Origin of the sequence: Vibrio sp. 2017_1457_13 (assembly GCF_030851525.1) — a bacterium.
Lineage (GTDB): Bacteria > Pseudomonadota > Gammaproteobacteria > Enterobacterales > Vibrionaceae > Vibrio > Vibrio metschnikovii.
Genome location: NZ_VHTA01000009.1, coordinates 1 through 21,651 on the forward strand (window position 1 = coordinate 1; position 21,651 = coordinate 21,651).

The window sequence follows — 21,651 nt, forward strand, 5'->3', positions numbered from 1 at the left end:
ATTTGCTTGGCGACCATAGCGTTTTGGACCCACCTGACTCCATGCCGAACTCAGAAGTGAAACGAAACAGCGTCGATGGTAGTGTGGGGTCTCCCCATGTGAGAGTAGAACATCGCCAGGCTTTAATTTCTACTTCTTCTTACGAGAAGAAGTCACTCTAGCGCTGATAATAAGCGGACTAGCAGTTTAAAAATAGATCTGCTGATATAGCTCAGGCGGTAGAGCGCATCCTTGGTAAGGATGAGGTCCCCAGTTCGATTCTGGGTATCAGCACCAGTGATTCAATAGCATTAGCTATAAAAATTCACTTGGCGACCATAGCGTTTTGGACCCACCTGATTCCATGCCGAACTCAGAAGTGAAACGAAACAGCGTCGATGGTAGTGTGGGGTCTCCCCATGTGAGAGTAGAACATCGCCAGGTACTCATTTAAAAAGCCTCTGTAGCAATACAGAGGCTTTTTGCTATTTGCTATTTAGTCGCCAGTCATACTCATAACGGATTGTTCCACGATAGGTGGTAAGTTCTGGACGATACAGCGAAAGATGAGCCATCAACTCTGCTTGAGAACCAAAATCATCGGCATACCATTGATAGATGGAAGATAGAATAAGCTGGTCTTTGGTTATCTTGGCACCTTTCTCGCTGTTGATAAATTCATGGGTAGATTTCTCAAGTAATCGATCGATATTCTGCGCCGTAAAGGCTTCACTTTGCAGGTTTGGGCAACCGAGACTAGCACAATTAACGACGTAGTGAATTCTAGGATCTTGCCATATTGGTCTTAAAATTCGATGTTCAATATCATTAAGAGTGAGTTTTTGACTGGCGATCTCTAATAATGGTAGGTTCCAAGGACCAAACCGAAACCACCCTCCAATTTTAGTGATTGACGAGACTGGATAGTGCTCAAGAATGATATTAACGGTTAAGGCGTTGTACAAGTTTATCCAGTAAGCATATTGCTGCTGCTTGTTTAATGTTCTCGGATCCAATCTTGCCAATTGGTTAATATAAGTCTGTAATTTTTCTCGGTCGGAGATTTCTACATTGGCGTAATCGAAAAGGGTGTGCATACCTTGTTGAGAAAGATAGCGATCGAGAAGTTGTTGCCATGCTTGATGAGATACCTCTTGTGTATTAGCTTCATTACTTTGATTCCAAAAATCCCATAATTCTGATTTAGGCGCAGCACTAATCGATAATGACCAGGACAAGGATAAGAGTGATAGTAAAAATTTCATAGGTTCCTTGATGAAAGTGAAATAAGTAGGATGATGTTGGAAAATAGTGTCGGTGATATTCGAAGATAGCCATGGATATTGAACAATAAAATTAGGGCTGTATGATCAGCCCTAATTTTAGTTGTCGGATTTAAGCTAGAAAATGCGGTATCTTGGCTTCATATTCGGCGATTTCAGCTTCATGTTGCAGCGTTAAACCAATATTGTCTAATCCATTGAGTAAGCAGTGTCGACGAAAATCATCGATTTCAAAGCAGTAGGTTTTGTTGTTGGCGACGACATTGAGCGTTTGCAAATCGACGTCAATCGTTGCTCCTGGTGTGTTCTGAACATAGTGAAACAGCTCCTCTACCTCATGATCGGATAAGCGGACAGGGAGCATCTGATTATTTATTGCATTACCATAAAAAATATCGGCAAAGCTTGGAGCAATGATGACTTTTATCCCGTAATCAGCGAGTGCCCAAGGGGCGTGTTCTCTTGACGAACCACAACCAAAGTTTTCACGTGCGAGTAAGATGCTCGCTCCCTGATAACGCGGTTGATTCATGACAAAATCAGGGTTAGGGGTTAATCCTGCATCATCTAAAAACCGCCAATCATGGAAGAGGTGTTGTCCAAAGCCGATACGATTGACCTTTTGCAAAAACTGCTTTGGGATAATCGCATCAGTATCAATATTGGCTGCATCAAGAGCAACAGCTAAACCAGTGTGTTGTTGAAAACCTGACATATCACTTGCTCCTTATTAGCTAAATTGACGAATGTCGACAAAGTGTCCGGCAATCGCTGCGGCGGCTGCCATCGCAGGGCTGACTAAGTGAGTTCTTCCCGCTCGCCCTTGTCTGCCTTCAAAGTTTCGATTGGATGTCGAAGCACAACGCTCTTCTGGCCCTAAGCGGTCATTATTCATTGCGAGACACATCGAACAGCCGGGTAAACGCCATTCAAACCCTGCATCGAGGAAGATTTTATCGAGACCTTCTGCTTCAGCTTGTGCTTTTACTTGCTCGGAGCCAGGGACTATCAATGCTTGTACATGAGGGGCGACTTTTTTACCTTTTGCAACGGCTGCGGCAGCACGAATGTCTTCGATTCGTGAATTAGTACACGATCCAACAAATACTTTATCGACTTTGTATTCAGATAGTGAGCGGCCTGCTTCTAAGCCCATATAAGCCAGCGCTTTTTCAGCGGATGTTTTTTCGACCGGATCACTAAAGCTCTCTGGTGATGGGATTACGTCATCAACAGCGATAACCTGTCCTGGATTGGTTCCCCAAGTGATTTGTGGTTTTATTTCTGAGGCATCTAAAGTGACGATTGCATCGTATTGTGCATTGGGATCGGTCGTCAGTGTTTTCCAATACTCGACAGCGGCATCAAAATCAGCGCCTTTCGGTGCGAATTTACGTTGTTTAATATAATTAAAGGTTGTTTCATCAGGAGCGATCAGTCCTGCCTTTGCCCCTAATTCAATCGCCATGTTACACACGGTCATGCGTCCTTCCATAGAAAGATCACGAATTGCTTCACCACAGAATTCTACGACATAACCAGTACCTCCGGCAGCGGTTGTTTTGCCGATGATTGCTAGAACAATATCTTTGGCGGTGATGCCAGGAGCCACTTTACCTCGTACTTCGATTTTCATTGTCTTAGCACGGCCTTGCTTCAAGGTTTGGGTTGCTAATACATGTTCAACTTCAGAGGTACCAATACCAAACGCGAGTGAGCCAAAAGCGCCATGTGTCGCGGTGTGTGAATCCCCACAAACAATCGTCATGCCAGGTAGCGTGATACCAAGTTCTGGGCCCATAACATGGACAATGCCTTGATATTTATGGTTTAAATCGTAGAGAGTTACCCCAAATTCAGCGCAGTTTTTTGAGAGGGTTTCCATTTGAATCCGCGCCATTTCCCCTGACGCATTAATATCTTTGGTGGTGGTAGAGACGTTGTGGTCCATGGTCGCGAAGGTTTTGCTGACTTGGCGTACTGGACGACCTTTTTCTCTTAATCCATCAAAGGCTTGTGGTGAGGTTACTTCATGGACCAAATGGCGATCGATGTACAAAATAGGCGTTTCACCGGGGGCGGCAACCACCACATGCGCATCATAAATTTTTTCATATAACGTTTTTGCTGATGACATTGCTTCTTCCTTGAGCTCTTTGAGCTGCATAGTGTGCTCGTATCGTTAACCGAGCACGACTTATTATGAGTGTAAAATATAACCAGCGATTTTATCGCCCATTTCTGAGGTAGAGAGTGCCGGTTTGTTGCCTGCAAGATCCGCTGTCAGTTCTCCGGCGGATAGTGCTTTTGATACGGCATTTTCAATATCTTGTGCTGCTTGTTCTTCACCTAAGCTATAACGTAACATTAATGCAGCAGAAAGAATTTGTGCTACGGGATTGGCAATATTTTTACCGGCAATATCCGGTGCTGATCCACCGGCTGGTTCATAAAGGCCAAAGTTACTCTCATTCAGGCTTGCAGAAGGCAGCATCCCCATTGAACCGGTGATCATTGCACACTCATCGGAGATGATGTCGCCAAAAATATTCGAGCACAACATCACATCAAACTGAGCAGGATCTTTGATAAGTTGCATAGTCGCGTTATCTATATAGAGATGAGAAAGTTCAATATCTGGGTAGTCTTGAGCTACCTGTTCAACCACCTCACGCCATAAAATAGAGCTTTGTAAAACGTTAGCTTTATCTACCGAACAGACTTTTTTACGACGTAAGCGAGCCGATTCAAAAGCAATTTTTGCGATACGTTCGATTTCATAACGATGATAAACCTCAGTATCAAAGGCTTTTTCATTCGCGCCTTCTCCTTCACGTCCTTTCGGCTGTCCAAAATAAATACCGCCAGTCAGCTCACGAACGACCACAATATCAAAGCCTCGCTCAGAAATATCGGCACGCAAAGGTGAAAAGCTCTCTAATCCAGGATGAATTTGTGCAGGGCGCAAATTACAAAATAGCTGGAAATGTTTACGTAAAGGCAGTAATGCACCACGCTCTGGTTGTTCGTTTGGTGGCAGATGCTCCCATTGGGGGCCGCCAACAGAACCAAAAAGTACCGCATCAGCTTCTTCACAGGCATCTAAGGTGCTTTGGGGTAATGGGCATCCATGATTATCAATGGCAATTCCGCCGACATCATGATATTCGCGGCTAAAGGTGAATGAGTACTTTTGTTCAATAGCATCAAGCACTTTTTCGGCTTGTTGCATTACTTCTGGTCCAATTCCATCACCGGGTAAAACAGCAATGCGGTAGTGTTTGTCTGTCATGGTCGTCCTTTATCTATTTGTCTAATTTTTATTGATCTGTGTTTGCGAATCCGTCGTTGCGGGATTTATACCGTGACGACGTTTTTCTTTTGTTTAATTTGGTCAATCTGGTTTGCACGATGAATGCTATTGATCACATGCAGTAGTGCTTGACCTGATGCTTCAACGATATCCGTAGAAACCCCTGTGCCGTGGTATTTTCTATTTTTATAGTTGGCAATAATGTCGGCTTGGCCAAGGCCATCCTCTCCTTCGCCTTTTGCGGTTAAATCGAATTTATCCAAGACGATGTCATAACCTGTGAGACGATAAATACATTGATAGAGCGCATCAACCGGACCATTACCGACGGCGGCTTCGCAATGTTCTTCATCACCACACTTAAGTTTAATTGTGGTGGTGGCCATGACACTGCCAGATTGCACACTAAGATAATTCAACTTATAGAAATCGTCTTCTTCACGTAAATTCGAAAAGTGCATTAAGGCTTCTAAGTCGTAGTCGAATACCTGACCTTTACGATCAGCCAATTTGAGGAAGTCTTCATATAACGCATCTAAATTATACTCATGTTCATGATAGCCCATCGATTCCATATGACTTTTCACGGCCGCCCGACCACTACGACTGGTCAAATTCAGCGCTTGGTTTTTCAAACCAATAGATTCAGGGGTAATGATTTCGTAGGTATTCTTATTTTTTAATACCCCATCTTGATGAATACCCGATGAGTGGCTAAATGCATTCGCTCCAACAATCGCTTTATTGCTTTGGATAGGCATATTACACAGTTGGCTGACTAATTTACTTGTCCGACTGATTTCTTCATGACGAATATTGGTTTTAACGCCTAATAGGTCGTGACGAGTTTTCAATATCATGGCGATTTCTTCTAGGGCACAGTTACCAGCACGTTCACCGATACCATTGATCGTGCCTTCTATCTGCCTTGCACCGGCTTGAACCGCTGCAATCGAGTTGGCAACCGACATGCCTAAGTCATCATGACAATGAACGGAAATTATCGCCTTGTCGATGTTGGGAACACGATTAAATAAGGTTTGAATGATGCCACCAAACTCGCTAGGTACGGTATAGCCAACCGTATCGGGAATATTAATGGTACGTGCTCCAGCATTGATCGCTGCTTCTACCATGCGACAAAGGTTATCTATGGGAGTGCGTCCAGCATCTTCACAGGAAAATTCGACGTCATCGGTATAGTTTCTGGCATGTTTGACGGCTTGTACCGCCATGTCCACCACATCATCGTAACTGCGGCGCAATTTATCTTGTACGTGAATCGTGGATGTTGAAATGAAGGTGTGAATACGAAAAGCGTCGGCGACTTTTAATGCTTCGGCGGCAGCATCGATATCTTTCGCAACGGCACGCGAAAGGGCACAGACTCGGCTATTTTTGATGTGTTTAGCAATGGTTTGGACCGATTCAAAATCACCAGGAGAGGAGACAGGAAATCCGGCTTCGATTATATCAACGCCTAAGCGCTCAAGAGCATAAGCGATTTGTAGCTTTTCTTTGACGGTTAGACTCGCTGATAACGCCTGTTCGCCATCACGTAATGTGGTATCGAAGATAATGACCTGATCACTCATGTTTGCTCCCTGATAGTGTTGTGCCTGTCGGTTTAATTTAGCTAGACTGATGTTCTTGGGGTCTTAGCACTGGATTAAGCCGATGGTTTCTGGTTGACTTCCTGAATATTGATATAAAAAAACCCGCATCTCTGTGCGGGTTCTATGTAATCAGTGTGTTATTTTTCTTCCACAAGCTACCCGCGCGATTGGTTCACGATCAGAAGTAGGCCTAGCAGAAGAGAAATACGTAATATCATTATTAACATTCCACACGATTAAGTTAACAAATTAGTACCGCACTCCACTGAACTCGTCAACCCCTAAATCTATTTTTATTGATTAACGGTGATATTAAGCGATTAGAGTGAGGTCGGTCTGTCATCTATTTTCAAACAAAGGATCACGGTGTTGTCATTTGCCTTACCTATGCTCAATAAACATTGAGTAGATTAAGCAAGGAATAGAGCATGCGCACCATTGAACCACTGATTAAGTTAGATTTAGCTTTATCGACCTATTGTTTACGACATCAAGCGACTTCATCCTTAACGAATGTAAGTAAGGCGGTCTCTCATACGGGAGATGGCCATCTTTATTTAATATTAGGCTTATTGGCTTGGGGGCTTGATAGGAATCATGGTAGTCAATTTCTCATTATTGGTATGGCGGCTTTTGCCATCGAATTACCGGTTTATTGGGTGGTGAAAAATGCGGTTCAGCGACGTAGACCACAAGACTATTCGCCTTGTTTTACCGCCTCTATTACTCCCTCTGATCGTTACAGCTTACCCTCAGGCCACACCGCCGCCGCTTTTTTAATGGCAACATTGATAGGGCAGTTTTACCCGAGCCTTTATCCTGCTGCTCTGATTTGGGCAGGATTGATCGGTAGTTCGCGTATTGTATTAGGCGTTCATTTTTTTACAGATGTCGTCGCTGGTGCGTTGTTGGGGTATGGCTCGGCTGTGATAGCGATGATTATTCTCGAGGGGGCATTATTATGAAAATACTTTATGGTGTCCAAGGAACGGGAAATGGGCATATTGCTCGTGCACGCGCGATGAGCAATGCCTTTAAGCAACGTCATATCGAAGTCGACTTCTTGTTTTCTGGTCGAGATGCCCAACACTATTTTTCGATGGAGTGTTTTGGTCATTATCAGACACGGCATGGTTTGACTTTTATTTCTCAGCGAGGAAAGGTGAGTTACTTAAAGACGCTTTGCGCGAATCGTCTTGGACGATATTACCAAGAGGTAACAAACCTTGATTTAAGTGGCTATGATTTAGTGATCAACGATTTTGAACCAGTGACGGCTTGGGCGGCGAAACAACAAGGGATTACGTCTATTAGCTTAAGTCACCAGAATGCGTTTCGTTATTCAGTACCTATTAAAGGAGCCAGTTGGTTGGACAAATCGATCATGCAGCATTTTTCTCCGGCTAATTATTATCTCGCTTTGCATTGGTACCACTTCAATCAGCCTATTTTGCCGCCGATCATTCATTCGTCAAATCAATCGATTACTAATCAGGGATTTATCTTGGTTTATTTGCCTTTTGAAGACTTGGAACAAGTGTGTGAATTATTGACCCGTTTTACTCACCAATCTTTTATCTGCTATCACCCAGCGATTGAGCAGAGCCTGCAAGTTGATAATCTGCATTTAAAGCCATTGTCTCACCAATCATTTCAGATTGATTTACACCGTTGTTCAGGTGTTATCGCTAATGGTGGGTTTGAATTACCTTCTGAAGCCTTGTCGTTAGGAAAAAAGCTCCTGTTAAAGCCATTAATCGGTCAATTTGAACAACAAAGCAATGTGGCCACTTTAGAGTTGCTTGGACTTGCAGCGAGCATGAACTCATTGGATGCTTTTGTGATCAGTGAATGGCTGAATGAACAAGACATTGAGCGCGTACATTACCCCGATGTGGCGGGGGCAATCGTTGACTGGTTGCTTAACGGAAACTGGGCTTGTCACTCGGAATTATCACAACAGCTTTGGAAGCAAGTCGATTTCCCTAATTATGCCGCGTTAAATTAATTCACTAAATTATTCTTACATCGAATGATATTTGTTGTGTGAATATTAGTTTTTGTTTACGTCTTAAAGTATTCGCGAGGTCAATGTTTTATAAAAAACACCGGAAAATAAACTTTATCTTTTTTTATAAAAAACTAACCAATTGAAATTAAAGGTGGTTTATTTGCTTATGGTAAAATTTACTGACTTTTTCTCAATCCTATTGCTATTAGTTAAATGAATCGTTGATAGTAGGTCTCACCAGAAATTATCTGGGTAATAAATACTTCTGCATTCTTTTTTTGCTTGAGATGGGTTACCACTCATTGCGGTGAAAATTGAGGTAGATGATAATAAAAAAAGAGGCGTACTTTATGCTTAACAAAAAAGATCCAATGAGCGCAATTGCTAGTTACCGTATGGAAAGCACTCTGCGTAGCGTTGATTTAAATTTACTCACTGTGTTCGATGCGGTGATGCAAGAGCAAAATATTACTCGAGCTGCCCATAATTTAGGCATGTCTCAACCTGCAGTGAGCAATGCGGTTGCGCGTTTAAAAGTGATGTTTAATGACGAACTGTTTATGCGCCAAGGACGAGGGATTCAACCCACACCACGTGCTCGTCAGTTATTTGGCCCGATTCGCCAAGCATTACAGTTAATTCGTAATGAATTACCAAGCTCGGTGTTTTCTCCTCTGACCTCGACTCGTTTATTCAAACTAGCGATTTGTAGCCCTTGTGATATTCGTTTTGCACCGCAAATTATGGCGACCATTCATGAGCAAGCGCCTCACGTTCAATTGCATCTTGATGCGGAGTTTGATCGTCAATTAGCTGAGCGCATGCGTTATCAAGAGATTGATTTTGTTATTGACTACGCTCGATTTGATGAACAAGGTTTTTCCAGTACCGAAATATTCCAAGATGAGTTAGTGGTGGTCGCTGCCAAATCTCATCCACGAATTCAAGGATCGATCACTCGTGAGTTACTGGCGAGTGAACAACACGCTAAGCTGTCAAAAGTTCATGGTCAACGCAGTTTTTCTGAGCAGGCATATCGTGAATTAGATTGCCAAGCAAACTACGAAGGAACCAGCTTGAGCAATGTACTTTATGTCGTTGGTCAATCTGAACTTGTGACGATTGCTCCACGTTGGGTCGTTGAACACGCAGCGAATAAAGAGCAGTTGCAAATTCTAGATTTTCCATTTGATCATGCAAGTATCAGCGGTTATTTAAGCTGGCACGAATCAAGTGAAAAAGACAAAGGCCATATTTGGTTACGTGACCAATTAATGATGACTTGTGGCAATGTCGTTGCCTTGTCGTAAATAATATTGGCGTGGCGTGAACTTCAGGTTAGGGAAAGCCTTAACCTGAAGTTCTTTTTGTTTTAAGAGACAATCTTTTCGTAAAAGTTTGATACCGTACCATTGTCTTTTGAACGGTTAAATGTACACTTGTTCGCTCAAAAAATAGCTTACAAGTGTAAGCCATAGGTAAGAGACATGGTCAATTTAGATTTTCATATCGTTAACTGTATTCGTGAGCAAATTTCGCGCGGTGGCAATCGTATTGCATTACAGCATAAAGTGGATAAAGCGTGGCAGGACATTACTTGGCATCAATTTGGTCAACAAATGGATCAACTGTCCTTAGCATTATTATCGTTAGGTTTGGATGTTCAAGATAAAGTCGCAATTTGTTCCCCCAACATGCCACGATGGACAATTGCCGATTTTGCTGCCTTGCAAGCAAGATTGGTGACGGTGCCGATTTACCCCACCAATACACCAGAGCAGTGTGCTTATATTTTGCACAACGCAGATGCCAAAGTATTATTTGTCGGTGAGCAAGCACAGTATGATGTGGCTCTCGCTATTTTTGAACAATGTGAGACCTTACAATTGATCATCGCCATGAGTGATGACATTGATTTACAGGGTTTTTGCCATGCTTTTACTTGGAGTGATTTTATTGCTCAAGGTTCTACTGCTCAGCAAGCTGAGCTATCGGCACGTATCGCAAAGGCTAACTATGATGATCTTTATACCCTAATTTATACATCAGGCACGACCGGACAACCTAAAGGGGTGATGCTTGATTATCGTAACATTGGTGCTCAATTAGAAGGGCATGATCAACGGTTAACTCTTTCTGATCAGGACATCTCTTTGTGTTTCTTACCACTTTCGCATGTCTTTGAGCGCGCGTGGAGTTGTTATGTTCTGTATAAAGGAGCGACCAACGTTTATTTGCAAGAGGTATCTCAAGTCCGTGAGGCATTGAGTGAGGTGCGCCCTACGGTGATGTGTGCTGTACCGCGTTTTTACGAAAAGATTTTCTCTGCTATCCATGAAAAAGTCGCGAAAGCGCCATTTCATCGCAAAGCTTTGTTTACTTGGGCGGTCAACATGGGAGCCAAAATGGCCTTATGTCGTCAAGAGAATCGTCAACCGTCATGGTTGTTAGTGCGTAGCTATCAGCTTGCGGATAAATTGGTGTTGGTTAAGTTAAGAGCTTTATTGGGCGGACGAATCCATTTTATGCCATGTGGTGGCGCAAAATTGGATGAAACGATCGGACGCTTTTTCCATGCGATTGGCATCAATGTCAAATTGGGTTATGGCATGACGGAAACCACTGCCACCGTCTCTTGTTGGAACGATCACCAGTTTAATCCTGATTCTATTGGTATCAGTATGCCGAATGTGCAGCTTAAAATTGGTGAAAATAATGAAATTTTGGTTCGCGGGCCGATGGTGATGCGTGGTTATTACAAAATGCCGCAAGAAACCGCGAATAGTTTTGATGAACAAGGCTTTTTAAAAACTGGTGATGCTGGACATATTGATGAATACGGTAACGTTTTTATTACCGATCGCATTAAAGAGTTAATGAAAACCTCGAATGGTAAATACATTGCACCTCAGCTTGTTGAAGGCACGATAGGCAAAGATCATTTTATTGAACAAATTGCCGTAATCGCTGATACGCGTAAGTTTGTTTCTGCATTGATTGTTCCGTGTTTTGATACACTGGAGAGCTACGCGAAAGAATTAAATATTAAGTATCACGATCGTCTTGAACTGATCAAACATAGCCAAGTGTTGGAAATGTTCGAAAAACGAGTTCATGATTTACAACAAGGCTTGGCTAAATTTGAGCAGGTAAAACAGTTTAAACTGCTGCCTAAAGCCTTTTCTATGGATGAAGGTGAATTAACCCCAACCCAGAAACTACGTCGTAAAGTGATTAATGATCGCTATCAACACGAAATTGAAGACATGTATCGTGATAAATCAAAAGAGTAAATTCTCGAACGCTTGTCACGCGATATGATTATCCGTTAAGCCAGAATGTTCTCCGCCCCGATCGCTCGATGACAGGGGCGGAAGTAATGATAGCTTATAGCCACTGTATTTTGATTGACTACGTTTTCTAGTGCCTCAAACCATCTTGCGTGGCGTTCGCGTGTGAGTCTGGATGTATTGCTGCATCAAGAAGAGACCGATGGACTAACGTAACAAAATATTACTCTGTTTTTTATCCCCTTTCTGCCTCTCTACTCTGTGTATGATGATAAATTCAACATTGAGCGCCTTTTATACATTTATTTACCTTATCTTATTGTTTGCTGGCGTTTTATGCCATTAGACCTAATGAAAATAAACCGTTACAGTTGTTGCGTTACCTTAGCACTTGTTATGACCGGTGCGGGACATAGCGGAAAGCGGAAGGCTTCCACATCAGGCTACAAATAAGCCCTAGACTATGTAAAACCAGCTTTATGCACTGACCCGGTGTAGAAGATTGGTCAAGGAGAAGAAAATGGTAGAATTACCCAATAGAGCGATGTTATCTGGCGCTGAAATGGTCGTGCAATCGCTGATAGAAGAAGGGGTGGAGCAGATTTTTGGCTATCCCGGTGGTTCCGTATTAGATATTTACGATGCATTACATCTCAAAGCTGATCAAATTAAGCATGTATTGGTTCGGCACGAACAAGCCGCCACGCACATGGCGGATGGTTATGCTCGAGCCACAGGAAAGACGGGAGTGGTATTGGTCTGCTCTGGACCTGGTGCGACCAATACCATCACCGGTATTGCCACCGCGTATATGGATTCCATTCCAATGATTGTTATCTCTGGTAACGTTGCCACCAATTTAATTGGTAATGATGCTTTTCAGGAGTGTGACATTGTTGGTGTGTCAAGGCCGATTGTAAAACACAGTTTTTTAGTTAAAAAAGCGCAAGATATCCCAGAAACGATCAAAAAAGCGTTTTACATCGCTGCCACTGGACGTCCTGGTCCTGTGGTGATTGATATTCCCAAAGATGTAATGAACCCTTTGGTTAAATTACCCTATCAATACCCAGATTCTATCCATCTACGCTCCTATAACCCAACGACTGCTGGTCATAAAGGGCAGATTAAAAAAGCCTTGAAAGCGCTGCTCGCTGCTAAAAAACCGGTACTGTATATCGGTGGTGGGGCGATCATTTCACAAGCCGATAAACCTATCAGAGCCTTAGCCGAACAGCTCAATCTTCCTGTGGTCAGTACATTGATGGGATTGGGCGCTTTTCCTGGTACCCATAAAAATAGTTTAGGCATGTTGGGTATGCATGGTTTGTATGAAGCCAATATGGCGATGCATCATGCGGATTTAATTTTTGGGGTCGGAGTTCGGTTTGATGATCGTACGACGAATAATTTGGAAAAATATTGTCCTAATGCCAAGATCATGCATATCGATATTGATCCATCTTCTATCTCAAAAAATGTCAAAGTTGATTTACCGATCGTCGGCTCAGCTGAACAAGTTTTAACGACCATGCTCAAATTATTGCACGAGCAAGAAGAAGCTAATGATCATCAAGCATTAGCCTTGTGGTGGCAAGAGATAGAGCAGTGGCGAGAGCGTCAATGTTTACGCTATGAAACTTCTGCCGAACGTATCAAACCTCAGCAAGTGATCGAAAGCTTATTTCGGCTTACCGAAGGCAATGCTTATGTAGCCTCTGATGTTGGTCAGCATCAAATGTTTGCTGCGCTTTACTATCCATTTGATAAGCCGCGTCGCTGGATTAACTCTGGTGGTCTTGGCACGATGGGGTTTGGTTTACCCGCGGCGCTTGGTGTTAAGTTTGCGCTTCCAGAGGAAGAAGTGGTGGTGGTGACGGGTGATGGCAGTATTCAAATGAATATCCAAGAGCTTTCTACCGCATTGCAGTATGGTATTCCGGTCAAGATCATCAACCTCAATAACCGTTTTTTAGGCATGGTCAAACAGTGGCAAGATATTATTTATCAAGGCCGCTACTCTAACTCTTACATGAGTTCAGTCCCTGATTTTGCCGCGATAGCGGAAGCGTATGGCCATGTTGGGATGCGCATTTCATCCCCTGATGAACTGGAATCAGGACTGGCTAAAGCGCTCGCGATGAAAGATCGTTTAGTGTTTGTTGATATTAACGTTGATGAGACCGAGCATGTTTACCCAATGCAAATTAAGGGTGAAGGCATGGATAAAATGTGGTTAAGCAGAACGGAGAGAACCTAAAATGAGATATATCATTTCCTTACTGTTGGAAAACCAGCCTGGTGCGCTTTCTCGTGTGGTTGGCTTGTTCTCTCAGCGTGGTTATAACATTGAAACGTTAAACGTCTCGCCCACGGATGATGCGACATTGTCGCGTTTGAACATCACCACGAAATCGGATCAGATGCAGTTAGAGCAGATTCAAAAGCAACTGCATAAATTGATCGATGTTTTGAAAGTGCAAGAAGTCTCGGAGTTTGAGCATATCGAGCGTGAATTGATGTTGGTTAAAGTCAAAGCCAGCGGTTTTGCTCGGGCTGAAGTTAAGCGCACGGCTGATATCTTTCGTGGTCAGATTGTTGATGTGACTGCTGCGCAATATACGGTTCAATTAACCGGAACCAGCGATAAATTGGACGCCTTTATCGCGGCGATCACCGAAGTCACGGAAGTGATTGAAGTGGCGCGAAGCGGTGTGGTTGGCATGACTCGTGGCGAGCGAGCGCTGCGCGGTTAAGGCAAGCTAAAAACGAAAAAAACCAGCCTCGGCTGGTTTTTTTCGTTGTATGGTTCGATTAATGAAGAATACGCGCACGAATGGTGCCATCAATAGCCTTAAGCTTGATTAAGGCTTCTTCGGAGCGTGCCGTTTCGACATCGATAACCACATAGCCAATATTGGCGCTAGTTTGTAAATATTGCGCGGCAATATTGATCCCATCTTGGGCAAAAATGGTGTTGATTTGGGTTAGGATACCGGGGCGATTCTCATGGATATGCAATAAACGAGAACAATCACGATGCTGAGGTAGTGATACTTCAGGGAAGTTAACACTCGATAGGGTTGAGCCGTTATCTGAGTATTTGGTGAGCTTACCAGCGACTTCGATACCAATGTTTTCTTGCGCTTCTTGAGTTGAACCGCCAACGTGTGGGGTAAGAAGGACATTATCAAATGCAGTGAGTGGTGACTCAAAGCGTTCTTTGTTTGACGCCGGCTCCGTTGGGAAAACATCAATCGCGGCTCCGGCAATATGGCCAGATTCAAGAGCGCCACACAGTGCCGGAATATCAACCACGGTACCCCGAGCAGCGTTGATAAATATAGCGCCTGGTTTCATGCGGGCGAACTCTTCTACGCCCATCATATTTTTGGTTTCCGGCGTTTCTGGGACATGCAAAGAGATAACATCACACTTATTGAGTAGCTCACTCATGGTATGTACTTGAGTGGCATTGCCCAAAGAGAGTTTATTCTCAATGTCATAGAAATAGACATGCATACCGAGGTTTTCAGCAATAATTCCGAGCTGAGTACCAATATGACCATAACCAATAATCCCTAAGCGTTTACCGCGCGCTTCATAGGAATTGTCGGCACTTTTTTTCCAGATGCCACGATGAGCCAAAGCATTTTTCTCTGGAATACCGCGCAACAACAAGAGGATTTCGCCTAAAACCAATTCGGCCACACTGCGTGTGTTAGAAAAGGGAGCATTAAATACCGGAATACCACGTTGGGCTGCGGCCTTTAAATTAACTTGGTTGGTACCAATACAAAAACAACCGATAGCAACCAGCTTATTAGCGGCGTTAATCACCGACTCGGTGAGATTGGTTCGCGAGCGAATACCGATAAAATGGACGTCTTTGACGGCTTCCAGTAGCTCGGCTTCTTCGAGCGAACCTTTGTGATATTCAATATTGCTGTAACCAGCAGCTTGTAAAACTTCGACGGTTGAAGGGTGTAATCCTTCCAGCAGTAAGATTTTAATTTTATCTTTTTCTAGTGAAACTTTGGCCATGATACTCGTCCTTAAATATGGGAAATGGGCTTATTGAGTGAACCACAAGTATCCCCATTCCGTTTGAAGTCACCGCTTCACGTCGTTGATGATTGCGTGATAAATCGGTCATAGAGCTATTTTTCAAATGGTTTGGGTATCAAACGTCAATTATTGGACTTGTTTTATTCAACGCAAACGTTTTCCTTGTGTGTCTTTGCTCCAATAAACTAACAAATATTTTCCGGTTTGGGTAAGAAAATTACGGAATAAGCGAGAATATTCTTTAATGAAAAGCAATAAAAACGGCACTCAAGGTGCCGTTTGTAATCAAATAACCAAAAAGGTGGTGATTTTCTCAATCTTATTCTTCGATTTTGGCACCTTGCTCAGTTCCCGTGATCACCACATCGGCACCACGATGAGCAAATAAACCATTGGTCACGACACCGGTAATCGAGTTAATTTTATCTTCCAGCGCTTTGGCTTGAGTAATGTGCAGATCGTGCACATCCAAAATAATATTACCGTTATCAGTAATCACCCCTTCACGATAGACAGGTTTTCCGCCCAATTTGCTTAATTCACGGCTAACGTAGCTACGTGCCATTGGGATAACTTCAACTGGCAGTGGAAATTTCCCTAGCACGGGAACGGCTTTGCTGCCATCGACGATACAGATAAATTGTTTAGCAATCGCTGCAACAATTTTTTCTCGCGTTAAGGCCGCACCACCGCCCTTAATCATTTCGCGTTGAGCGTTGATTTCATCAGCCCCATCCACGTAAACATCTAATGCTTCAATGTCATTACAGTCATAAACTTTGATACCAAGTGCTTGGAGTTTTTCTGTTGAAGCCAATGAGCTCGAGACTGCGCCTTGAATATCATCCTTAATAGAGCCTAAGGCATCGATGAAGTGATTAACAGTTGAGCCTGTACCGACACCAACAATACTGCCTTTTTTGACATAGTTAAGTGCAGCCCAGCCGGCGGCTTTTTTCATTTCATCTTGAGTCATGCCTATCTCCTGATTGTGAGTCATTGAATGTTGATTGGTATTGAACAAGTAACCCTGCCAATACATTAACCATAAAGGGGGAATAAGGGCGAGATTATATACTCAAATGGTGTTCAGCTGTACTGAGAGAAGGCAACTATCGAGTCGTTTATGTCTACGCTGATCACGCTTTCCACTGCCAAAGTCGGGTGGGAGTGACGATTTTAGGTAATGGGACATCCCAACTTTCGTGAGGTAATTGCTCTAGATATTGGCAGTCATGCGCAAGACCAATCGGTGTGGCTCCTTGCCCAGTTACAAACCAATTAGCGAGAGTGCGATCATAATATCCTCCGCCCATCCCTAAGCGTTGACCATGAGCATCAAAGGCCACTAACGGGGTGCAAATCAGATCCAGCTGTTTCAGTGGTTGAATCAGCTGTTGATTGAGTCGCGGCTCAAGAATCGCAAAACGATTACGCACCATGGGCGTGGTCGGTTGATAACGTAAAAAAAGAAGGTGACCGGGAGAAAATGGGTGCAATACCGGTAGATAAACATATTTACCTTGGGCCCATAACCGTTCAATCAGAGGTTGAGTATTTAATTCGCCATCAGTAGCCAGATATAGGGCAATATGTTGGCTTGTTTGCGCTTCAGGAAGCTCGATAAAGCGTTGGATTAAGGCTTGACTGGCTTGTTGCTGCTCGGCCTGAGACAGTTGATTGCGTCGTTGACGAATCAATCCACGCAGCTGTTGACGGGTGTGTAACATTAGGAACCCCAGAGTGCCGTTGAGGACTGTGGCCCTTGAACCAGCTGGTTCAAGGCGGATTAGCAATGGCTACCGTAGGCTTCTCGGTACAAGCCGAGCCTGCTCAATAGTGACCAAGTACCAACCCTTATGTGTTGCTTATCGGCTCAGGGACGTACATCCTCTGACAAACACTCCAGGGTAAAACTTGTGCAGATAAAAATAACACTATCCGTGTGGTACTTTATTGAGTACTGCTTGTAGCGATGCAGTCAGCTCTTCCACTCGCTCACTGATTTGTTGCTGTTGTTCATTCTGCTTTTGCCGTTCCGTTTGTAGCTCATAGCAGATATTGAGAGCGGCAATGGTAAGTAGCTTAACCTCATTAGTTACCTTAGTACGTTCAGCCATATCTTTCAATCGTTGATCGAGATCTTGTGCGGCACGTATTAACGATGCTTCTTGTCCAGAGGGACAATTGACACGCGTTGTTTTGCCTAAAATTTCAACGTCAACCGCTTGATTACTCATGATAAGTGAACTCTATTCGCGTAACTAATGATGATTCTATCTGAGCAACCATCGAGGGGCAAACTATAGGTAAAGTGGTCACAAGATTCAAGCTTTTCACGTGGATAAATAGTAATTGGTAAAGCAAACACCGACTTATTAACCAATTTGCGTTAAAGCGAAGCACAAACCCTACACTGAGGATTTTCCCGATGACCTTGAAGTGATAGGATGGCAATTATTTACCATGATGAAGTGACCATGAGCGATACAACGTTTCCCAGTTATAACCAACTAGCCAGCGAACTCCAAGCGGCATCGTTAGCGATAAATCCAGCTGAACTGCATGGTTTGATCGCAGGGATGTTAGCCGGAGGCTTAACTTTGAACGATCAAAGCTGGCAGCCGCTGCTTTTTGATTATACCAATGATGGCATGGGCTGGCCGACGAGCGCATTAGAAAAAGCGAAACAGTTACTGTTAGCGACTCAAGCCGAGCTCGCCAGTGACGATTTTAAGTTAACCTTATTGGTACCGATCACCGATGATACGAATGCCTTATTTCAGTTTGCGGATGGCGTCGCTGATTGGGTTAATCACTTCATTTCTGGACTGGGTTTAATGGCCGTTACGATGTCCGGTTTGTCCTCGCATGCCAAAGAAGCACTGCAAGATTTAGAAGAGATCGCAAAATTAGGTATTGATGAAGAAGATGATCTCGATCAGCAAGCACAGTTACTTGAGCATGTGATTGAACATATCAAAGCGTGTGTGTTTATGTTGTACATCGAGTTCAAAGGAACCGTGAATCCTGATACCAAACCTATTGTGCATTAAGTGAGGAAGCTGTGAGAGAGGTGCAATCTTTTGATGTGATTATTGCTGGTGGTGCAATGGCGGGGTCGACATTGGCGTTAGCGCTGAACGCGTTAAGTCAGCAACCTCTATCGATCGCCATCATCGAACCGTTTCAAACGGACCATCATGCACATCCTGGGTTTGATTCTCGCTCGATTGCATTGGCTCATGGTACGGTAGAATTATTAAAAAGCTGGGGGGTGTGGGATAGCCTATATCCTTTTGCAACACCCATCTCCCAGATCCACGTTTCTGACCGCTCTCATGCTGGGATGGTTAACTTCGATTCCGCGCAGCTTGGTTTAGACGCTTTAGGGTATGTGGTCGAACTGTCTAAAGTCGGTCAACAGTACGCTGAGAAAATTAACGCCTGCGATAATATAACTTACTATTGTCCGCTTAGCGTTGAGCATGTTGAGCGGACGTCAGAACAGGTTAGCGTGACCTTATCTGATCAGCAGATAATTACAGGGAAGTTATTAGTTGCCGCCGATGGTGCGCTGTCGACATCCAGTTCCCAAATAGGATTCGTTCGCCAAGAGCATGATTTTGAACAGGTGGCCTTAATTGCCAATGTACTTTCTGATCAGGCACATCAGGGACGAGCCTTTGAACGTTTTACTTCATCTGGGCCTTTAGCGCTATTACCCATGAGTGACAATCGTTTATCGTTAGTCTGGTGCTTATCTGCCGAGCAAGCTGAACGGATGCAGCATGTCTCAGACAGTGAGTTTCTTACCCAATTACAAGCGACGTTTGGTTGGCGTTTGGGGCGATTTTTACAGGTTGGACAGCGTTCTACTTACCCATTACTCCTACGTTATCATCCCCAGACTATCGCGCATCGATTTGTCACCATTGGTAATGCGGCGCAAACGCTGCATCCGATTGCCGGGCAAGGTTTTAATTTGGGGATCCGAGATATTGCCACACTGGCGCAAGTGCTTAGCGAAGAAGATACCCGGTTGATGGGGGACTATCGCCAATTAGCGACGTTTCGTCAGCGCCGTGAAACGGATCGTCAAGCAACGATTCAATTAACGTCGACATTAGTTCATCTATTTTCTAATGATTGGCTGACATTACGAGTGGGACGTAACCTGGGATTAATGGCGATGGAAATGCTTCCCTTGCTAAAAACCCCCTTGCTCAATCGCACTTTAGGATAAAGGTAATGAATATGATGCAAAGTGTGGATATTGCCATCGTCGGTGGCGGTATGGTTGGGTTAACACTTGCGGCAGCGCTAAAAGATTCCGATTTGAGAATCGCGATCATTGAAAGTAAAGCCCCCGACACTCAGCTTGATGCTTTGCCAGATGTTCGAGTGTCTGCTTTGAGCCGCGCGAGTGAAACGGTATTGAAAAACCTTGGCGTGTGGTCGGGGATCCTCGCTCGTCGAGCGACACCATACTTGGGTATGGAAGTGTGGGAGCAAGATAGCTTCGCTCAGATAGCGTTTTCTGCGCAGCAGATTACCCAGCCCAACCTTGGGCATATTGTTGAAAATAGAGTCATTCAGTTGGCACTGCTGGATGAAGTAAAAAAACAAGCCAATGTCAGTTTATATATGCCAGCCAATTGCCAACAATTGGCTATTGGTGAGAATGAAGCGTGGCTAACTCTCAGTGATGGCCAAGCGTTGACCGCGAAACTGGTCGTGGGGGCGGATGGTGCTCACTCTTGGGTGCGTCGCCAAGTCGATATCCCCTTAACGTATTGGGATTACGGGCATCATGCTTTGGTTGCTAACGTGCGCACTGAACTGGCGCATCAGGCGATGGCTCGACAAATTTTCACTCCCCAAGGGCCGTTAGCCTTTTTGCCGATGAGTGAAGAGCACATGAGTTCGATTGTGTGGTCAACTGAATCGAGTCGTGCGCAGCGATTGATGGCGCTAGATGATCTGGAATTTAATAAAGCACTGACGGTTGAGTTTGACGCTCGTCTTGGGCGATGTGAAGTCGTCGGAATACGACATGTGATTCCTTTGACGGCGCGTTATGCTCGTGATTTTGCTAGACCGCGTATCGCGTTAGTGGGTGATGCGGCGCATACGATTCATCCTCTTGCTGGGCAGGGCGCTAATTTGGGGCTACTTGATGCGGCAAGTTTAGCTGAGCATATACTGATCACTTGGCAGCAAGGATTTGATATTGGCCATCATCGCCATTTACGACCTTACGAACGTTGGCGTAAAGCAGAAGCCGCCAAAATGCTTGCTAGTATGCAAGGTTTTAAAGAATTATTTTCCGGGAGTCATCCGGCTAAGAAATGGCTGCGTGGTATGGGCATGCATTTGGCGGGTCAGCTTCCCGGGGGGAAACAGATGATGATGATGCATGCGCTTGGTTTAAAAGGTGAACTACCTAAAATTGCCCAGTGCTTTAATGCGGATCATCACCGTGATCACAACCCATGTCGCTAGCGGAGCGGTTCGCTGAACCAGAGTTTCGCGTGTCGATGACGCATAAAAAAAGGGTTGGCCTTAAAGCCAACCCTTTTTTTATGAATGAGGTAATGAGGGAATTAAGCGTAAGCACAACGTAAGCGACGGATTTCTTGGTTGACCTCATTGACGGTCTGGAAATGTCGTTGTTCAGCACGTTCAGGTAAAATCAGTTTTCCATGGTCAAACTCAAATCGACCGACACCGTAGATATAGATTCTTCCTTTAAAAAGACGACTTACGTGCTTAGCAATCATACTGGGTGTATAGCGCTTAAACAGTCTCATATTTCGATCCTTTCTTTGTTTCCATATTAGTAAGTATAAGTTAAATCACAGAAAAATAGTGTGATGAAGGCAGCTATACTTACTGCATTGACTGACGAGTTTAATAATTTGCCGTACTACCTATCCCGTTTCGGTTGATGATCATTTGGCGATAGGATAGACCATGGTTTAGGTATCGACAGCAGTAATGATTTTTTTGTGGCACCTATTGAGCCAAATGAATATGACAGTAATAAGAATAGCGGAAGAAAATAAAAACGAGTGATAGGTGAGTGATT

19 protein-coding genes, 1 tRNA gene, 2 rRNA genes and 1 other RNA gene are annotated in these 21,651 nt (G+C 43.9%); 12 read left to right on the forward strand and 11 right to left on the reverse strand.

Annotated elements, in window-relative coordinates:
• Positions 1-5: 5 nt before the first annotated feature.
• The 3 genes from rrf (FKN88_RS13345) (at position 6) to rrf (FKN88_RS13355) (ending at position 423) form a co-directional block, all read left to right on the forward strand.
• A 5S ribosomal RNA gene (rrf, locus tag FKN88_RS13345) occupies positions 6-121 on the forward strand.
• A 79-nt stretch (positions 122-200) separates the two neighbouring features.
• Positions 201-276 (forward strand) — tRNA-Thr (locus FKN88_RS13350).
• 31 nt (positions 277-307) lie between these two features.
• Positions 308-423: ribosomal RNA gene (rrf, locus tag FKN88_RS13355) — 5S ribosomal RNA — on the forward strand.
• A gap of 41 nt (positions 424-464) precedes the next feature.
• Here the strand turns inward: rrf (FKN88_RS13355) and FKN88_RS13360 are convergent.
• The 5 genes from FKN88_RS13360 to leuA form a co-directional block, all read right to left on the reverse strand.
• On the reverse strand, positions 465-1,244 hold the full coding sequence (locus FKN88_RS13360) for a DUF547 domain-containing protein (RefSeq protein WP_154170093.1): 780 nt from the start codon (positions 1,242-1,244) through the stop codon (positions 465-467).
• 130 nt (positions 1,245-1,374) lie between these two features.
• Positions 1,375-1,977 (reverse strand): 3-isopropylmalate dehydratase small subunit, encoded by a 603-nt coding sequence (gene leuD / locus FKN88_RS13365; protein ID WP_154170095.1) that lies wholly within the window; start codon positions 1,975-1,977, stop codon positions 1,375-1,377.
• A gap of 15 nt (positions 1,978-1,992) precedes the next feature.
• The gene (gene leuC / locus FKN88_RS13370) at positions 1,993-3,399 is read right to left on the reverse strand and encodes a 3-isopropylmalate dehydratase large subunit (RefSeq protein ID WP_154170097.1); all 1,407 of its coding nucleotides are present in this window, start codon (positions 3,397-3,399) and stop codon (positions 1,993-1,995) included.
• 63 nt (positions 3,400-3,462) lie between these two features.
• Positions 3,463-4,554: a 3-isopropylmalate dehydrogenase gene (leuB, locus tag FKN88_RS13375; RefSeq protein WP_154170099.1), complete on the reverse strand. Its 1,092-nt coding sequence runs from the start codon at positions 4,552-4,554 to the stop codon at positions 3,463-3,465.
• A 65-nt stretch (positions 4,555-4,619) separates the two neighbouring features.
• Complete coding sequence (leuA, locus tag FKN88_RS13380; RefSeq protein ID WP_004394354.1) at positions 4,620-6,170, reverse strand: 2-isopropylmalate synthase; 1,551 nt, start codon at positions 6,168-6,170, stop codon at positions 4,620-4,622.
• Between the two features lie 449 nt (positions 6,171-6,619).
• Between leuA and FKN88_RS13385 the strand changes: the two genes are divergently transcribed.
• From FKN88_RS13385 to ilvN, 6 genes are all read left to right on the forward strand, one after another.
• Complete coding sequence (locus tag FKN88_RS13385; RefSeq protein ID WP_158138906.1) at positions 6,620-7,156, forward strand: phosphatase PAP2 family protein; 537 nt, start codon at positions 6,620-6,622, stop codon at positions 7,154-7,156.
• Entirely contained in the window at positions 7,153-8,199 is a 1,047-nt protein-coding gene (locus FKN88_RS13390) for an MJ1255/VC2487 family glycosyltransferase (protein WP_154170103.1), read from the forward strand. Before FKN88_RS13385 ends, FKN88_RS13390 begins: the two co-directional genes overlap by 4 nt.
• Before the next feature lie 353 nt (positions 8,200-8,552).
• On the forward strand, positions 8,553-9,512 hold the full coding sequence (gene leuO, locus FKN88_RS13395) for a transcriptional regulator LeuO (RefSeq protein ID WP_004394352.1): 960 nt from the start codon (positions 8,553-8,555) through the stop codon (positions 9,510-9,512).
• 177 nt (positions 9,513-9,689) lie between these two features.
• A complete protein-coding gene (locus FKN88_RS13400; protein WP_004394351.1) occupies positions 9,690-11,495 on the forward strand; it encodes a long-chain fatty acid--CoA ligase in 1,806 nt (601 codons plus the stop codon).
• A gap of 517 nt (positions 11,496-12,012) precedes the next feature.
• The gene (locus FKN88_RS13405; RefSeq protein ID WP_154170105.1) at positions 12,013-13,752 is read left to right on the forward strand and encodes an acetolactate synthase 3 large subunit; all 1,740 of its coding nucleotides are present in this window, start codon (positions 12,013-12,015) and stop codon (positions 13,750-13,752) included.
• A 1-nt stretch (position 13,753) separates the two neighbouring features.
• Positions 13,754-14,248, forward strand: a complete 495-nt coding sequence (gene ilvN / locus FKN88_RS13410) for an acetolactate synthase small subunit (RefSeq protein ID WP_004394349.1) — start codon at positions 13,754-13,756, stop codon at positions 14,246-14,248.
• A 58-nt stretch (positions 14,249-14,306) separates the two neighbouring features.
• On the opposite strand, the gene serA is transcribed toward ilvN, so the two are convergent.
• The 5 genes from serA to zapA form a co-directional block, all read right to left on the reverse strand.
• Entirely contained in the window at positions 14,307-15,536 is a 1,230-nt protein-coding gene (gene serA, locus FKN88_RS13415; protein WP_004394348.1) for a phosphoglycerate dehydrogenase, read from the reverse strand.
• A 343-nt stretch (positions 15,537-15,879) separates the two neighbouring features.
• Positions 15,880-16,536 (reverse strand): ribose-5-phosphate isomerase RpiA, encoded by a 657-nt coding sequence (gene rpiA / locus FKN88_RS13420; RefSeq protein WP_004394347.1) that lies wholly within the window; start codon positions 16,534-16,536, stop codon positions 15,880-15,882.
• 163 nt (positions 16,537-16,699) lie between these two features.
• On the reverse strand, positions 16,700-17,290 hold the full coding sequence (locus tag FKN88_RS13425; protein ID WP_154170107.1) for a 5-formyltetrahydrofolate cyclo-ligase: 591 nt from the start codon (positions 17,288-17,290) through the stop codon (positions 16,700-16,702).
• 1 nt (position 17,291) lies between these two features.
• Positions 17,292-17,475: non-coding RNA, 6S RNA (gene ssrS / locus FKN88_RS13430), on the reverse strand.
• Positions 17,476-17,497: 22 nt separating this feature from the next.
• Positions 17,498-17,800 carry a cell division protein ZapA gene (gene zapA / locus FKN88_RS13435; protein ID WP_040903846.1) on the reverse strand — a complete coding sequence of 101 codons (303 nt, stop codon included), beginning with the start codon at positions 17,798-17,800 and terminating at the stop codon, positions 17,498-17,500.
• Positions 17,801-18,040: 240 nt separating this feature from the next.
• Between zapA and FKN88_RS13440 the strand changes: the two genes are divergently transcribed.
• From FKN88_RS13440 to FKN88_RS13450, 3 genes are read left to right on the forward strand one after another with little or no spacing between them, the layout of a single operon-like run.
• Complete coding sequence (locus tag FKN88_RS13440; RefSeq protein ID WP_154170733.1) at positions 18,041-18,616, forward strand: YecA family protein; 576 nt, start codon at positions 18,041-18,043, stop codon at positions 18,614-18,616.
• Positions 18,617-18,627: 11 nt separating this feature from the next.
• Positions 18,628-19,806, forward strand: a complete 1,179-nt coding sequence (gene ubiH, locus FKN88_RS13445; protein WP_154170109.1) for a 2-octaprenyl-6-methoxyphenyl hydroxylase — start codon at positions 18,628-18,630, stop codon at positions 19,804-19,806.
• A gap of 11 nt (positions 19,807-19,817) precedes the next feature.
• Entirely contained in the window at positions 19,818-21,065 is a 1,248-nt protein-coding gene (locus FKN88_RS13450) for an FAD-dependent 2-octaprenylphenol hydroxylase (protein ID WP_154170734.1), read from the forward strand.
• A 101-nt stretch (positions 21,066-21,166) separates the two neighbouring features.
• Here the strand turns inward: FKN88_RS13450 and FKN88_RS13455 are convergent, their stop codons facing one another.
• A complete protein-coding gene (locus FKN88_RS13455) occupies positions 21,167-21,373 on the reverse strand; it encodes a DUF1107 domain-containing protein (protein WP_040903845.1) in 207 nt (68 codons plus the stop codon).
• Positions 21,374-21,651 lie beyond the last annotated feature (278 nt).